The sequence below is a fragment of the Mesorhizobium sp. M8A.F.Ca.ET.207.01.1.1 genome (genome assembly GCF_004794715.1).
Classification (GTDB): Bacteria; Pseudomonadota; Alphaproteobacteria; order Rhizobiales; family Rhizobiaceae; genus Mesorhizobium.
Window position 1 is genome coordinate 408689 of the sequence record NZ_SRUS01000005.1, and the last position, 15299, is coordinate 423987.

Genomic DNA, 15299 nt, shown 5'->3' on the forward strand with positions numbered 1-15299 from the left:
CTAGACTCCCAACCGGCCGGCGGCAAACCGGTAGAGACCGAACAGGCCGAGCGACAGCGCGATGTTGACCACGGCGATGATGCAGGCGACCTGGTAGGCCGATTCCTGGATCGCCTTGCCGTAGATCAGCAGCGGCAGCGTGATGACGCCCTTGGCGCCGATGAACAGCACGATGCCGAACTCGTTGACGGTCAGCAGCAGGCAGAGACTGCCGCCGGCGATGAGCGCGGGCACCGCCGCCGGCAGGATAACCTGGCGCACGATGCGAAACGGCCGCGCACCGAGTACGCTCGCGGCTTCGATCTGGCCGCGATCGACCAGCGAGAAAGCGGCGAGCAGCGGCCGCAGGATGAACGGCGTGTACACCGTGACTTCCGCCAGCACGACGCCCCAGGTCGAATAGAGGAAATCGACCGGCGGCAGCGGCAGCGAGAAGGCCTCCACCAGCCCCGAGTTGAGCATGCCGGCGGAGCCGTAAAGGAAGGTGAAGGCCAGCGTCACCAGGAAGGTCGGCAGGGCGATGAAGGTGTCGATCAGCCGGGCGATGAAGCCGCTGCCGGGAAATGGCACGAAGGCGAGGATCAGCGCCAGCACCAGGCCGACGATCAGGCATCCGGCCGTCGCCGCGACCGAGATCGTCACCGTGTTGACCAGCGCGTTGAGGAAGAAGCGCGAATGCAGGACGCGGATGATCTCCGCGACATTGGCGACACCGCTGTCGTCGAGGAACGCCTGACGTACAATCAGCGCCAGCGGGTAGAAGAACAGCAGCGCCAGCAGGGCAGCCGGCGGCACGATCCACAGCCGGCCCGGCTCTCGCTTCCTGGCCATCGGAGCACCAATGGCGAGCGCTTCAGACACTGGCGTCTTCCGGAAGAAGTGACGTATCCGCCGGCGCGAAGAACAGCGGCACCTTCGTGCCGGTTTCGGGCAAGGCGACAGGCAGTTTCGTTGCCGAGACGCGCACCGGCGTGCCGCCGACATCGAGCACCAGATGGGTGAGTTCGCCCTGCCAGTGCACTTCCCTGAGCGTGCCGACAATGCGGTTGGTGTGCTCGCTGTCTGCCGTGAGGCTCAGATGCTGCGGCCTGATGCAAAGCAGGCTCTTGTCGCCGGCCTTCTCGTCGCGACCGGCACTGGTGAGCACGGCATCACCATGCCTTGCCGTGGCGAAGCCTTTCGGGCCGGCGGCTTCGGCAACCGTCACCGGCAGAAGATTGGCGCGGCCGAGGAACTCGGCGGTGAAGCGGTTTGGCGGGCGACGATAGAGTTCGGTCGTTGGCCCATGCGAACAGACCCTGCCATCGCGCATGATGGCGATCTTGTCGGCAAGCGTCAGTGCCTCGGTCTGGTCATGCGTGACATAAAGGATGGTCAAGCCGGGCAGGCTGCGGTGCAGGCGAGCGATTTCCTCCACCATGTTGCGGCGGATCTGCGCGTCGAGCGCTGAAAGCGGCTCGTCGAGCAGGAGCACGCGTGGCCGCACGGCAAGGGCGCGGGCAATCGCGACGCGCTGCTGCTGGCCGCCCGAAAGTTCGCGTGGATAGCGCCGGGCAAACGTCGCCATGCCGACGGTGGCGAGCGCATCCTTCACCCGTTCGCCGATCAGCGCCTTGTCGGCGCCTTGTGCCCGCAGGCCGAAGGCGACGTTGTCCTCGACCCGCATATGCGGGAACAGCGCGTAGTTCTGCACCACCATGCCGAGCCCGCGTTCGTAAGGGGGCAGATCGGTCACGTCGGTGGCACCGATGCGGATGCGGCCGCTTCTCGGCCGCACGAAGCCGGCAACAGCGCGCAGTGCCGTGGTCTTGCCCGACCCGGAGGGGCCGATCATCGCCAGGATTTCGCCCGGCGCGATGTCGAGGGTCAGCGGATGCAGGACCACATGTGCGCCGTAGGCGACAACGACCTTGTCGAAGTGGACGTTGGAGCCGGCGCCGCGAACTTTCGCGGCGTCGATATCCGTGACTTCAGAACCCGTGAAGGCGGCTGCCGACATGGTGTTGTTCTCCGGACTGTTTCCTTGGCGGATCAACTTCCGGTCGCTTCGTTCCATTTCTTGACGTAGTCGGGAAGCTTGCTCAGCGCCTCGTCCCAGTTCGGCGACCAGATGGTCAGGCCCTTCATGGCCTCCTGCAGCTTGGCGAAGTTGGCGTCGGACGGCGTCACGTCCTTGCGGGCGGGCACGCCGATGGCAATCGAGCTTACGGTCGACTGGGCTTCCTTGGACAGCAGGAAATCGATCAGCTTCTTGCCGTTGTCGCCATTCGGTGCACCGGTGACCAGCCCGATTTCGTAGGGCAGCGCGAAGGTGGAGCGCACGCCGTCAGGCCCCGCCGGCCAGAACACCTTGATGTTGGGATTGTCGGCCATCTGCGACATGTTCATCTGAAGGTCGCCATTGGCGACGTGCAGCTCGCCCTTGTTGACCAGTGCGGTCAGCTTGCCAGTCGAGGCGGATGGGCCGACATTGTTGTCCTGCAGCTTCTGCATGAACTCGAAGCCGGCGTCCTCGCCGCCGAAGGCATGAATGATCTGCAGCATGACGGCGGTGCCGTCACCGGCCTGGCCGGGGGTCGAATACTGGATCTTGCCCTTGAACTTCGGATCGAGCAGATCGTTGTAGCTCTTCGGCGCTTCCGTCAGCACTGCGCTGTTGTAGATGAAGTTCATGTAGTTGTTGACCAGCGGCCGGTACTTGTCGGTGCCGCCGTCGATCTGGGACGCGGCTTCAGGCTTGTAGTCCTGCAGCAGGCCGTCGGCGGCGGCGCGCTGGATGAAGGGTGGCAGGGTCACAAGCACGTCGGCCTGCGGGTTCGATTTTTCCTTGGCGACGCGCTCGACGACGCCGCCCGAGCCTGCCTCGATATACTGAACGGTGATCCCGGTGGCCTTGGTGAAGGCGGCGAATTCGGTCTCGTACCAGCTGCCATTGCCGTCATGCAGGCCATCGGCGGAGTAGACCGTGACGACGCCGTCGGCCAGCGCCGGCCCAACGAGAGCCGCCGACGCGAGCAATGCGGCGAAGGCCGCGACCATGGTTGCGTTTCTTGATTTCATGACCAGTTCCCCTTTGATTGAAGGCACATTCTGCGATGCACTAGGACCAACCGGCCTTGGGTCTCTGACGGACGTTGAGCCGGTTGGATGTCTTCGTTGTGACAACTCTGGGGATCGGCGATCGATAAGTAAAATCTATTTATTTTATGAGAGCCAAAATTCCTCTGATATTTGTCATGGAACTGTCGCATCCACGTCTTGGCCATGAATGTGGCTGCGCCGAAGGCAGCTATCAGCTTGAAAAATCTCGCTTATCAGCCGAACACAATACCTGCCGTCTGCGCCCGCAATCGCGGATCATGCGAACGGACGGTCACCGGCCGGCCTTCGAGAATCTCGAAACAGCGCGCGAGCGTGTCGTCCTCGAGCCGGCGCATCGCCTCGTGCGTGAAGAAGGTGAGATGCGGAAACAGGATCACATTGTCGCGACCGAACAGCGCGCTCATCGGATGGCCTGACTTCGACAGCGGCTCCGCCGAATAGACATCGAGCCCGGCACCACCGATGCGCCCGGCAACGATCGTCTCGACGAGGGCCGCCTCATCGATCAACGCACCGCGCGAGACATTGACGATGATGGCCGAGGGTTTGAGGCAGGCGAGCTCATGCTTGCCGATCAGGCCGCGTGTCTGGTCGTTCAGCACGCAATGGATGGAAACGAAATCGCATGCGCCCAGCATGGCATCGAGGTCGTCGGCCTTCTCTATGCCGGCGGCGCGCATTGTCGCTGCATCGACAGCGGGATCAAAGCCAAGCACGCGCGCGCGAAATCCCTGGCCTGCCATGCGCGCCATGCTGCGGCCGATCTTGCCACAACCGACGAGCCCAAGCGTGGCGCCGGAAATATCACGCCCCAGCCAGCGTTGCTCGGGCCAGATCCAGCCATCGCGCGACATTGCCTGCGTGATCGCAGGCAGCCGCTTGGCGAGCGCGATCATCAGCGCAAAGGCGCCTTCGGCAACGGTTTCCTCGGCATATTCGGGCACGTTGACCACGGGAATACCACGCCTCATCGCGGCGGCGATGTCGATTGCATCGATACCAACGCCATATTTCACGATGCCCTTCAGCCTTGGCGCCGCGTCTATCACCCGCGCGGTGATCGGCGTGTAGCACATCAAGAGAAGGTCGGCGTCGGCCACTGCTTTTATGAGATCGGCTTCGGGAATGCCGTCCGGCAACGTCACCAGGTCGACGCCCCTCGCCCGCAAGCCGGCATCGATTTCAGGACATTCGAGTTCGCGATCTGTGCGGACGGCCTTCATGTCAGGCCGCCAGCACCGCGGCCTCGACGATGTCGAGCGCCCGGTCGAGATCGGTCTTTGAAATGACCAATGGCGGCGAGAGTGTCAGCACGTTGCCTTGGCTGACCTTGAAGCTCAGTCGCTGTTCCAGGCAGGCGTAGAAGACGCGTTCGGCGAGGTCGCGTGCCGGCTGGCGCGAGGCGCGATCCTCGACGAGTTCGACCCCGACCATCAGTCCCCTGCCCCTGACATCGCCGACATGGGGCGAACGCGCCATCAGGTCCTGCATGCGTCCAAGCATATGCCGTCCAAGTTCGGCCGAACGCTCGACCAGCCCGTCCTCCAGGATGATGTCGATGGTCGCCAGCGCGGCGCGCGTCGTCACCGGGTTCTTCTCATGGGTGTAGTGACCAATGGCAAAGCCGCCGGTGACGTCGAGGTCGCGGCGCGCGATGACGGCGGCGATCGGCAGGATGCCGCCGCCCAGCGACTTGCCGAGGACGACGATGTCGGGCGTAACGCCGTCATGTTCGTGGGCGAAGAATTTTCCGGTCTTGCCGAGGCCGGTCGGAATCTCGTCGAAGATCAGCAGCGTGCCATGCCTGTCGCAGGCCTCGCGCACCCGCTTCCAGAAACCGGGCGGCGGCGGATTGGGCGTCGCGCGCATCGGCTCGGCAACGACCGCCGCCACATCCTGCTCGCGGCCAAGCACATAGGCGATCATGTTGGCGCATGCCAGCCCCGAGGCTTCCAGGGTGTCGTGGCCGTAAGGGCAGCGGTAGCCGTCCCAGGGCGCGACATGCTCGGTGCCGGTCATCATCGGGCCTGATATATGCGACCGGAAAGTCGCCTCGCCGCCGACGCTTGCCGCACCGAAGCCGGCGCCATGGAAGGCGTCCCAGAACGACACCGTCTTGAAACGGCCGGTGGCAGCGCGCGCGATCTTCAGCGCGACCTCGATGGCATCCGAGCCGCCGGTGGTGAACAGCACCTTGCCGAGATCGCCTGGCGCGAGAGCCGCCAGTCTCTCGGCCAGTTCGACGGCGGGCTCGCAGGTGAAGCGGCGCGGCGCGAAGCAGAGTTCGTCGAGCTGCTTCTTGATCGCCGCCACCAGCTTCGGGTGGCCATAGCCGAGGTGATGCACGCTGTTGCCATGGAAATCCATGAAACGGCGGCCGGCGGTGTCCTCGATCCAGATGCCTTCAGCCTTGGCGATCGTCGAAAGGCAAGGGCTGGACAGGCTCTGGTGCATGAAGGCGGCGGCATCGCGGTCAAGCAGGCCGCGAATGCGGGGACCGTCCTGGCCGGCATCCCAGCGGCCGCGCGCCGCCGTGGTGTTGGAATCGCCCTCTGTATGCACAAGCTCGGATATCGCGGCCATCATTATCTCCGAAACGCGAATGAGGGAGCGTGGAACGCCCCCTCGATGTCTGCCGGTCGATGCTGCCCGGTCACGACCAGGGCAGCGAAAATGTCTTCACATTGGTGTAGCTCTTCATCGCCTCGATGACGCCTTCCTTGTAGCCATTGCCCGAATCCTTGATGCCGCCGAAGGGCGACATCTCGATGCGGTAGCCCGGCACTTCCCAGATGTTGACGGTGCCGACCTGCAAGCCGGCAATGTATTTCTGCATGCGGGGGAAGGAGTTGGTGCAGACGCCCGACGACAGGCCGAAGGCGGTCGAGTTGGAGAGCGCGATCAGTGCATCGTCATCGTCCGGCGCGCGCACGATGGGGATGATCGGCCCGAACGTCTCTTCCATCACCAGTTCGGATGAGTGCGGCACGCGGTCGACGACGATCGGCGGAAGCAGCGCGCCCTGGCGACCCGGATTGTAAAGAATGTCAGCCCCCTGCTCGGCGGCCATGTGGACGCGGGTTTCGAACAGTGCCGCCGCCTTCTCGTGCACAACGGTGCCGAGATCGGTGGAACGGTCCATCGGGTCGCCGAAGCGGATTTTTTTCGCGCGCTCCAGCACCAGCGGTACGAAACGGTCGGCGACGCTTTCCTGGACCAGGATACGCTTGACCGCCGTGCAGCGCTGGCCGGAATTCTTCGTCGCGCCGGCGACCGCGAGATCGGCAGCCTTGGCCAGATCGTCGTCGGAGAGGTCGTTGAGGATGATCAGCGGATCGTTGCCGCCGAGTTCCAGCACCTGGCGTTTGTAGCCGGCGGTGCGGGCGATCATCTTGCCGACCGGCACGCCGCCGGTGAAGGTAATCAGATCGATGTTGTGGTTGGTGATCATCTCGTTGCCGATGTCGGCCGGCCAGCCGGTCACCACCGACAGCATTTCCGGCGGCAGGCCGGCTTCATAAAGGATGTCGGCCAAAAGCAGCGCCGTCATCGGCGTCAGTTCGGTCGGCTTCACCACCACGCAATTATTGGTGGCGATCGCCGGCGCCACCTTGTGCGAGACCATGTTGAGCGGGTGGTTGAAAGGGGTGATCGCCGAGATCGCCTTCAGCGGCTCGCGGGTGGTGAAGATCTTGCGCGCCTTGCCGTGCGGGGTGAGGTCGCAGGAGAAGATCTGGCCATCGTCCTGGATGCACATCTGCGCCGACAGCGTGAACACGTCATAGGCGCGGCCGACTTCGTAGAGCGAATCCGTCTTGGAGATGCCGAGCTCGAGCGTGATGAGATCGGAAATTTCTACCCGGCGCGACGCCAGTGCTTCCGCCGTGCGGAACAGGATCTGCTGGCGCTCGTAGCGGGTCAGCTTCGACCGGTAGCCGGCGGCGATCTCGAAAGCTTTTCGCGCATGCTCGGCACGGCCGGCTGGCACGGTGCCGACCACAGCATTGGTATAGGGGTAGTGGACGGGGACGACGTCGTCGGCGCGGACCTTGCGCCCCGCAATGCGCATCGGCTCGTGGCGGACTCTGATGGACGTATCGAGTTTGGTCATAGGCTCTGCTCCAGCAGATTTATGGGCGCGTTGCGGCGGAGGATCGCCCCCCACTCCGGCCCTCCGGGCCACCTCTCCCCCGATCGACGGGGGAGAGGAAGTTCGGCAAGGTCAGCGCTTAGTCGTTTACGGCCCAAAGCGCGGCGCAATCGGCTGGGCGGCTTTCCTCTCCCCCGTCGATCGGGGGAGAGGTGTCGAGCGAAGCTCGACGGAGTGGGGGTCGACATCAGCGCTCAGCCTGCCAGCGCCGCCGCCATCGTCGCATAGTAGAAGGCGTCGAAATTGCGCAATGTCGGCTCGTTCGGCAGGTCCGGCAGCACGCGATTGACGATGAACGGTACTTTCTGCTCAGTCAGGCCACCATGCGAGCGCAGCGGTTCGTTGAGGGCCGCCAGATCGTGCCTGTGCTCGCTGGTGCCGATCGTCTTGTTCTCCGTCGAGATCAGCACGATGTCGCCGATGCGGTCGGCCGGCAGTTCGAAACGCTCGCAGGCATCAGGGCTGTCGACGACCAGCATGATGCCGTCGATCTTGGCCAGCCGCGCCATGATGCCGGCCTGATCAGCGCCATCAGGCAAGTAGGCGGTGGCGAAAGAGCCGAGAGCGCCGTGATGCACGACATAGGGGTCGGTGATCGGCAGGATGACGCGGGCGGCGTCCTTGCCCAGCCATTCGTCGAGAATATCCTGGACGTAGACGACGTCGGGCGAACCGTCCGCCTTGTGCTTGGGCTTCATGCCATGGTCGGCGGTGACGACGATCGCCGCGCCCAGCGCATCGAGCTCGGTCAAGTACTTGTCGAACATTTCGTAGAAGGCGTTGGCCTGTGGCACGCCGGGCGCATATTTGTGCTGCACATAATCGGTCGTCGTCAGGTACATGATGTCGGGGCGGAATTCCCTGAGCAGCTGAACGCCGGCGGCGAAGACGAATTCCGACAGTTCGGCCGAATAGACTTCCGGCACCGGCAGACCGAAATGCTTCGAGGCATTGTCGATGCCGTGCTCGGCCACTGTCGTGGTGTCCGACTTTTCCGCCGAGAAGCACAGAGCGCGGCCTTCGTCGAAGGCGAGGCCCTTGCCGAGCAGCGCACGCAGCTTGTCCTTGGCGGTCACCACCGCGACCTTGGCGCCGGCATCGTAGAAGGCCTGGAAAATGGTCGGCGCGCGCAGGAAGCGCGGGTCGTTCATCATCACTTCCTTGCCGGTCTCGCGCTCGTAGAGATAGTTGCCGCAAATGCCGTGCACCGAGGGCGGGCGACCGGTGGCGATCGACAAATTGTTGGGGTTGGTGAAGCTCGGAATGACCGAGTGCGCAAAGCGCACCGTGCCCTTCTGCTTGATCCTGACCAGGGCCGGCATCAGCCCGGCCCTGATCGCCTCGTCAAGATAGGCCGGCTCGCAGCCGTCAAGGCAGATGGCGATGGCCGGCACGCGCGGCCAGGCGTAGGTGCGGCCATTGACCGCGACGTTGATGGAAGACATCTGGTTCATCAAAAATCCTCGAAAACGGCCGCTCAGGCGGCGAGTTTGGCGCGCTCGGCGATTGCCGCCGCGGGTGGAGCGGCGGTGTCGACGCCCATTTCATCAAGCGATTGCGCCGCCGCCTCGACGACGCGGCGCATGACATGTTCGTCCATCTGGCCGATGCAGCCGACGCGGAAGGAATCCACGACCGTCAGTTTGCCGGGATAGATGATGAAGCCCTTGTCCTTCATCAGTTCGTAGAAACGATCGAAGGCGAAGTTGGCGTGGGCCGGGTTGAAGAAGGTGACGATGATCGGCGACAGCCAGCGGTCCCTAAGCAGCGTCTCGAAGCCGAGTTCGCGCATGCCCGCCACCATGACGTCGCGGTTCTTGACATAGCGGGCGCCACGGCCGGCGACGCCACCTTCGGCCTCGTGCTGGCGCAGCGCCTCCAGGAAGGCGGCGACGACATGCGTCGGCGGCGTGTAGCGCCACTGGCCGGTCTTGTTCATGTGCGCCCATTGCGCGTGAACGTCGAGCGACAGGGAATGGCTGCGCCCCTTGGCTGCTTCGAGTTCGCTCTTGCGGGCGATGATGAAGCCGAAGCCGGGCACGCCCTCGATGCATTTGTTGGCTGAGGACACCATCGCCTCGTAGCGGATTTCGTTGACGTCGAGCGCGACGGCGCCGAAGGCGCTCATGGAATCGACCAGCAGCTTGCGGCCCTTGGCATGGACGGCTTCGGCGATCTCGGCGACAGGGTTCAAAATGCCGGAACTGGTCTCGCAATGAATGGCGATGACATGCGTGATCGCAGGATCAGCCTCAAGCGCGGCCGCCACCTCGTCGCCGCGCGGCGGCAGGTAGTCGCCCTTGTCGATCAGCGTATAGGCGCGGCCGAGATATTGCATGGTCTGCGCGGCGCGCAGGCCGTAGGCCCCATTGGCCAGCACCAGAACCTTGCCATCCCTGGGCACGAACGAGCCCAGCATCGCCTCGACGCAGAAGGAGCCGCTGCCTTGCATCGGCACACAGTCGAACTCGCCTTTCGTGTCGCCGGTCAGCGCCAGCAGGCGGCGGCGCATGTCTGATGTCATGGCGCGGAAGTCGCCGTCCCAGGATCCCCAGTCGCGCAACATCGCCTGCTTGACCGAATAGGCCGTGGTGAGCGGCCCGGGGGTCAAAAGGTAAGGCTCGCCCAGGGCCGGCCTGGCCAGCGGCTCCGCGGCAAATTTCGTCTCGGCGAGCATGATGTCCTCCGACAGGTCGCTGCTTTTTTGATGTGGCGCCATTGTTGGTCCGGACGACGTATTTGTAAAATCGTTATTTTGTATCGACGTATCGATTAGAACGATGATGAACTGCATTGGACAGGCTGCATGCCGCTCATGACACGGCTGTGAACGCGGTAGGGTTCATCCCCAGACATTAGCGGAATCGTTTATTCCTTCCTTTTGGCTAGCCAGGCTTATGATAAGGTGCAGGCGGCTTCGAGACCCGAAAGGCACACAGGATGCGCTATGTTCAGCTGCGAGCCTTTCATCAGGTGGCGATCTCCGGCGGCTTTTCGCGGGCGGCCGAAGCGCTTTTCCTGACCCAGCCGGCGATATCGGACCAGGTGCGCAAGCTCGAGGAAGAGTATGACGTGCTGCTGTTCAATCGGAACAAGAAACAGGTCACGCTGACCCATTCGGGCCAGAAGCTGCTCGAAATAACCCACCGCATGTTCGATACCGAGCAACAGGCGCTCGAGCTCCTGACCGAGTCGCGCGCTTTGCGTTCCGGCACGCTGCGCATCGTCGCCGATGCAGCGCACCACCTGCTTCACATCCTCGGCAGCTTCCGGGCCCGCTATCCCGGCGTACAGGTCTCGGTGCGCGCCGGCAACACCGAGACGGTGATCAGCAGCCTCTACAGCTACGATGCCGACATCGGCGTGCTGGGCGAGGTGCCCGCCGGGCGCGATTTCGAGGTGCTGAAACTGAACTCGACGCCGATCATCGCCTTCACCTCGATCGACCATCCTTTGGCAGGGAAAAAATCGCTGACGCTCAAGCAGCTCGCGCAGGAATCGCTGGTCATGCGCGAGCGCGGTTCGAAGACGCGCCAGAAGCTCGAAGACCTGGCCGCGGCGTCGAAGGTCGAGCTCAGGCCGGTGATCGAGGCCGAGGGCCGCGAAGCCGTGCGCGAGATCGTCGCCTCGGGCGCCGGCATCGGCTTTGTCTCGGCGGCCGAATTCGGCCAAGATTCGAGGCTCGTCCCGATCACCATCGATGCGCCCGAGACCTTGATGGACGAGGCGCTGATCTGCCTGCGCGAGCGCAGCGGCGGCAAACTGGTGCGCGCCTTTCTCGACATGGCGCGCTCGATGTCGGCGGACTAATTGAGCATGATCTCTTCCGAAAACCGGTTCCCATTTTTCGGGATCATGCTTTAAGCCGCGACCTTGATCTCCACTGCATCGGCCTTCACCCGCTCCGACTTCGGATCATAGGGGCTGCGCAAATGCGCGGTAACCGCATGGCGCACGCCGGCAAGATCGATCTCGAAACGGCCGTTGGCCAGGAATGAAGCATCGACGCCCGCTTCGTGCTCGATCAGCCCGAGCGCCACCGAACGGCCGAGTGTGTGGCCGTAGGCAGCCGAGCGCACCTCGCCGACCGGCTTGCCGTCGCGCAGGATCAGCTCGCCGCCCCACAGCATCGGCTCGGCATCATTAAGGGTGAACAACACGATGCGCCTGGTCGGCGCCGACGAGGATTTCGCGGCGGCAAGCGCATCACGGCCGATGAAGCCGCCCGGCTTGTCCATCGCGACGGCAAAGCCAAGGCCGGCCTGCCACGGGTTGATATCAGGCGTCAACTCGCGACCCCAGGCGCGAAAACCCTTTTCGATGCGCAAGGCATCGAGCGCGTAGTAGCCGGCGTCGGCAAGGCCGAATTCACGACCGGCTTCATGCAGCGCCTCGTAGACGCCGACCGCGAATTCGGTCGGCACGATCAGTTCCCAGCCGAGCTCACCGACATAGGTCATGCGGTTGGCGTAGGCTGTGGCATAGCCGATATCGATTTCGCGGATGGTGGCAAAGGGGAAGCCGGCATTGGAAAGATCCGCCGAAGACAGTTTGCCCAGGAGGTCGCGCGAACGCGGCCCCATCAACGCCAGTACCGCGTAAGCCGAGGTGACGTCGGTCAGAATGGCATGCGCGTCCGCCAGGATGTTCTTGACGATCCAGTCGGCGTCGTGGACGGCCTGGGCGGAGCCGGTGACGATGAGGAATTTTTCCGCGCCAAGCCGCATCACGGTGAGATCGCTTTCGTAACCGCCGCGCGCATTGAGCACGCCGGTGTAGACCGACGTGCCGACCGGCACATCGATGTCGCCGGCGCAGATCCGGTTCAGCACGGCACAGGCGTCGCGCCCCTGGACAAGAAGCTTGGCGAAGGAGGTCTGGTCGAAGACGGCGACGGCTTCGCGCGTCGCCTTCATCTCGCGTTGCACCGCCTCATGCCAGTTCTGGCGGCCGAAGGCATAGTCGTTCCCGGCTGTCTCCCCTGGACCCGCAAACCAGTTGGCGCGCTCCCAACCCATCTTGGAGCCGAAGCACGCGCCCTTGGCGGCAAGCCGGTCGTAAAGCGGCGAACGGCGGAATGGCCGTGCGGTATCCAGTTCGCGGTTCGGCCATGGCATCGCGTAGTGCAGGCCGAGCGTCTCCTTGACCCGGTCATGCAGCCAGCGCGGATTGTTGTTGAACGAGGCGAAGCGCCTGATGTCGACCGGCCACAGATCCATGGTCGGCGCGCCGTTGACGATCCATTCGGCCAGCGCCCTGCCGGCGCCACCGGCACTGGCAATGCCCATCGAATTGAAGCCGGCGCCGACATAGAAATTCTTCAGCTCCGGCGCCTCGCCGAGGAGGAAATTGTTGTCCGGCGTGAAGCTTTCGGGACCGTTGTAGAATTTCTTGACCTCGGCCTCGGCCAGTTGCGGCACGCGCACCAGAGCGTTTTCCATCAGGATCTCGAACTGGTCCCAATCATCCGGCAGCAGCGCGAACTCGAAATTTTCGGGAATGCCGTTCATGCCCCACGGCTTGGCATGCGGCTCGAAGCCGCCCATGACCAGGCCGCCGACCTCTTCCTTGAAGTAGATGAAGCCATCGGGGTCGCGCATGACGGGCAGATCCGGATGCACGCCTTCTATCCGGCCAGTGACGATGTACATGTGCTCGGCCGAGTGAAGCGGCACCGACACGCCGCACATCAGCCCGACCTTGCGCGCCCATTGGCCGGCGCAGTTGACGACGATCTCGGCGGCGATGTCGCCATGGTCGGTCTCGACACCGCAAGCGGCGCCGTTCCTGACGCTGATACCAGTGACCTTGACCCGCTCGAAGATTTTGGCGCCGCCGTTGCGCGCGCCCTTGGCCAGCGATTGCGTGAGATCGGTGGGATTGGCCTTGCCGTCTCCGGGCAGCCAGACAGCGCCGACGAGATCGTCGATCGCCATGACAGGCCACATATCGCCGGCCTCCCTGGGCGAGATGACGTCGATCTCGACCCCTTGGGCGCGCGCCGACGCAGCCGTGCGCTTCAGCACCGTCATACGGTCGGCCGTGCGCGCAACAGACAGCGAGCCGCAATTCTTCCAGCCGGTGGCAAGACCGGTCTCGGCCTCCAGTTCGCTGTAGAGCTGCGTGGAATAGCGGATCAGGCTGGTCATGTTGGAATGGCTGCGCAACTGGCCGACAAGACCAGCCGCGTGCCAAGTGGTGCCGCCGCTGAGTTGCCCCTGTTCGAGCAGGACAACATCGGTCCAGCCGAGTTTTGTCAGATGGTAGGCGACCGAGCACCCAATGATGCCGCCGCCGACAATGACGATTCGAGCCTGGGTGGGAAATTCATGGGCCATGAGCGTTCCGCCATTTGAAGGATGGCCGGGACATTAGCACGAGAAAACCAAATATCAACTCATAAAGTCACAAAATATCACATCAAGCCGCGACGATGAGTTCTGGACCCTTTTGCGAAAGCGCTTCGGCAACCGCGGGTTCGGGATTGGCATCGACGATCACCCCGGCGGCACGTTCGAAATTCGGAATCCTGAGCGGCGTCAGCTTGCCGAACTTGCTGGCGTCGAGCACGAAATAGGCCTTGCCGGCAAGGGCGATCATGCGGCCGCGCTGCTCGGCCCCGGCGCGGGTGAAATCGGTCACCTCCCCGTCCGGAGATAGCGCTCCGCCGCCGAGAAAGGCGATGTCGACGCGAAAGCGGGCCATGGCATCGAGCGTGTCGATGCCGGAAGCCGCCTCCTCGCCGGGGTCGACCTCGCCGCCCAGCATGTGCACGCGCATGCCAGGGATGTGGCACAGATGCAGCGCTATCTTCAGGCTAGCCGTGCAGATGGTGAGGTCGCGAAGTTCCGACATGGCATGCGCGACGGCCAAGGTGGTGGTGCCGGAATCGAGAAAGACGACCATGCCATCCCTGATCAGCCTGGCGGCCGCCCTGCCGATCGCCGCTTTGCCGGCCGCATTTTCCTGGCTGCGCAAGCTCATCGCCGGCTCGCTCGGCTCGAAGCGGGCGGCTCCGCCATGCACGATGCCGAGCCTGCCCTGGTCCGAAAGCAGCTTCAAATCGCGGCGGATGGTTTCGCGCGAGACATCGAAGAACCCGGCCAGTTCGGCGACGCTGACGGAGCCCTGGGCGCCCAGCCGCCGCAGGATCTCATCATGGCGGCGCGGGGCAAGGGCACGTGCCGGCAGGTGGCTGACGGGAGACATGGCGATCCTTATGTCGAGCGTTGATGTTGCAATATGTGGCAGCGAACCGCCCCGCTGGCAACCGCGCGCCATGGCATCGATCGCGGACGGCGCTGCCCCTCGGGCTTAGGATTTTCGCGACAGTCCGCCACCCTCTATGGCATTGACGAGTGTGTCGCTGCCTTCGCGAAGATGCTGCCTCAGAACGCTCACGGCCTTCTTCTCGTCACGCCGCCGGCAAGCGGCCAGCAGATCGCGATGCTCTGTCTGCGAGCGGGTGCGGTAGTCGAGGTTCGACAGCAGGATGCGGACATAACGGTCGGCCGCGTTGTGATGCGCCTCGATCAGGTCAAGCAAACGGCGGTTGCCGCAGGCATCGTAGAGCGACAGGTGAAAGGCCCTGTTCAGGGCGCCCCAGCGGCCCGCATTGCGCTCCGCGTCGATCTGGTCGAGCACCTGCTCGGCTTCTTCAAGCTTGGCGCCGGGCAGGGCCGGAACGGACAGCCGGAGCGCCTCGCATTCGAGCAATTCGCGCACCGCGTAGATTTCGGCGATCTCGGCACCGTCCATCCCGGCGACATGCGCGCCCTTCGTGGGATGAATGGAAACAATGCCTTCCGCCTCCAATTGGCGAAGCGCGTCCCGGATGGGCATGCGGCTGAAGCCGAACTGCTCGGCCAGTTCATCCTGACGCAGCGTGGTGCCTGCCTTCAGCGATCCGCTGGCTATAGCCTCGCGCAACACATTGGCGACCTGTTCCGCCACCGTCTGCGGCCTCTCGATCAGGCCTTCCATAAATCCGCGCAATCGATACTCCCATGCCACGCGATCGCCAGCCTAGTGGAAAACATCCGGCGAT

The 15299-nt window shown here is 63.8% G+C and carries 12 protein-coding genes; 1 reads left to right on the forward strand and 11 read right to left on the reverse strand.

The annotated features are described in order from the left end of the window. The 8 genes from EN850_RS17440 to EN850_RS17480 all read right to left on the reverse strand — a co-directional run bounded on the left by EN850_RS17440 (position 1) and on the right by EN850_RS17480 (position 9929). Positions 1 to 861 (reverse strand): 2-aminoethylphosphonate ABC transporter permease subunit, encoded by an 861-nt coding sequence (locus EN850_RS17440; RefSeq protein WP_136091865.1) that lies wholly within the window; start codon positions 859 to 861, stop codon positions 1 to 3. Then, the gene (locus EN850_RS17445) at positions 854 to 1999 is read right to left on the reverse strand and encodes an ATP-binding cassette domain-containing protein (RefSeq protein WP_136091866.1); all 1146 of its coding nucleotides are present in this window, start codon (positions 1997 to 1999) and stop codon (positions 854 to 856) included. Before EN850_RS17445 ends, EN850_RS17440 begins: the two co-directional genes overlap by 8 nt. 32 nt (positions 2000 to 2031) lie before the next feature. Beyond that, a complete protein-coding gene (locus tag EN850_RS17450; protein WP_136091867.1) occupies positions 2032 to 3060 on the reverse strand; it encodes a 2-aminoethylphosphonate ABC transporter substrate-binding protein in 1029 nt (342 codons plus the stop codon). Positions 3061 to 3314: 254 nt separating this feature from the next. Beyond that, a complete protein-coding gene (locus EN850_RS17455; protein WP_136091868.1) occupies positions 3315 to 4325 on the reverse strand; it encodes an NAD(P)-dependent oxidoreductase in 1011 nt (336 codons plus the stop codon). Between the two features lies 1 nt (position 4326). Next, positions 4327 to 5685 (reverse strand): aspartate aminotransferase family protein, encoded by a 1359-nt coding sequence (locus EN850_RS17460; protein WP_136091869.1) that lies wholly within the window; start codon positions 5683 to 5685, stop codon positions 4327 to 4329. A gap of 70 nt (positions 5686 to 5755) precedes the next feature. Beyond that, on the reverse strand, positions 5756 to 7213 hold the full coding sequence (gene phnY, locus EN850_RS17465) for a phosphonoacetaldehyde dehydrogenase (protein WP_136091870.1): 1458 nt from the start codon (positions 7211 to 7213) through the stop codon (positions 5756 to 5758). Between the two features lie 233 nt (positions 7214 to 7446). After that, a complete protein-coding gene (gene phnA, locus EN850_RS17475) occupies positions 7447 to 8706 on the reverse strand; it encodes a phosphonoacetate hydrolase (RefSeq protein WP_136091871.1) in 1260 nt (419 codons plus the stop codon). Between the two features lie 23 nt (positions 8707 to 8729). After that, positions 8730 to 9929, reverse strand: a complete 1200-nt coding sequence (locus tag EN850_RS17480; protein ID WP_136091960.1) for a 2-aminoethylphosphonate--pyruvate transaminase — start codon at positions 9927 to 9929, stop codon at positions 8730 to 8732. Positions 9930 to 10192: 263 nt separating this feature from the next. Here EN850_RS17480 and EN850_RS17485 point away from each other — a divergent pair, with 263 nt between their 5' ends. Continuing rightward, positions 10193 to 11062: a LysR substrate-binding domain-containing protein gene (locus tag EN850_RS17485; protein WP_127870513.1), complete on the forward strand. Its 870-nt coding sequence runs from the start codon at positions 10193 to 10195 to the stop codon at positions 11060 to 11062. 50 nt (positions 11063 to 11112) lie between these two features. Here the strand turns inward: EN850_RS17485 and EN850_RS17490 are convergent, their stop codons facing one another. The 3 genes from EN850_RS17490 to EN850_RS17500 all read right to left on the reverse strand — a co-directional run bounded on the left by EN850_RS17490 (position 11113) and on the right by EN850_RS17500 (position 15235). Further along, complete coding sequence (locus tag EN850_RS17490) at positions 11113 to 13590, reverse strand: FAD-dependent oxidoreductase (protein WP_136091872.1); 2478 nt, start codon at positions 13588 to 13590, stop codon at positions 11113 to 11115. 82 nt (positions 13591 to 13672) lie between these two features. Then, positions 13673 to 14461: a DeoR/GlpR family DNA-binding transcription regulator gene (locus EN850_RS17495; protein ID WP_136091873.1), complete on the reverse strand. Its 789-nt coding sequence runs from the start codon at positions 14459 to 14461 to the stop codon at positions 13673 to 13675. Between the two features lie 105 nt (positions 14462 to 14566). After that, a complete protein-coding gene (locus tag EN850_RS17500) occupies positions 14567 to 15235 on the reverse strand; it encodes a GntR family transcriptional regulator (RefSeq protein WP_189591162.1) in 669 nt (222 codons plus the stop codon). Positions 15236 to 15299 lie beyond the last annotated feature (64 nt).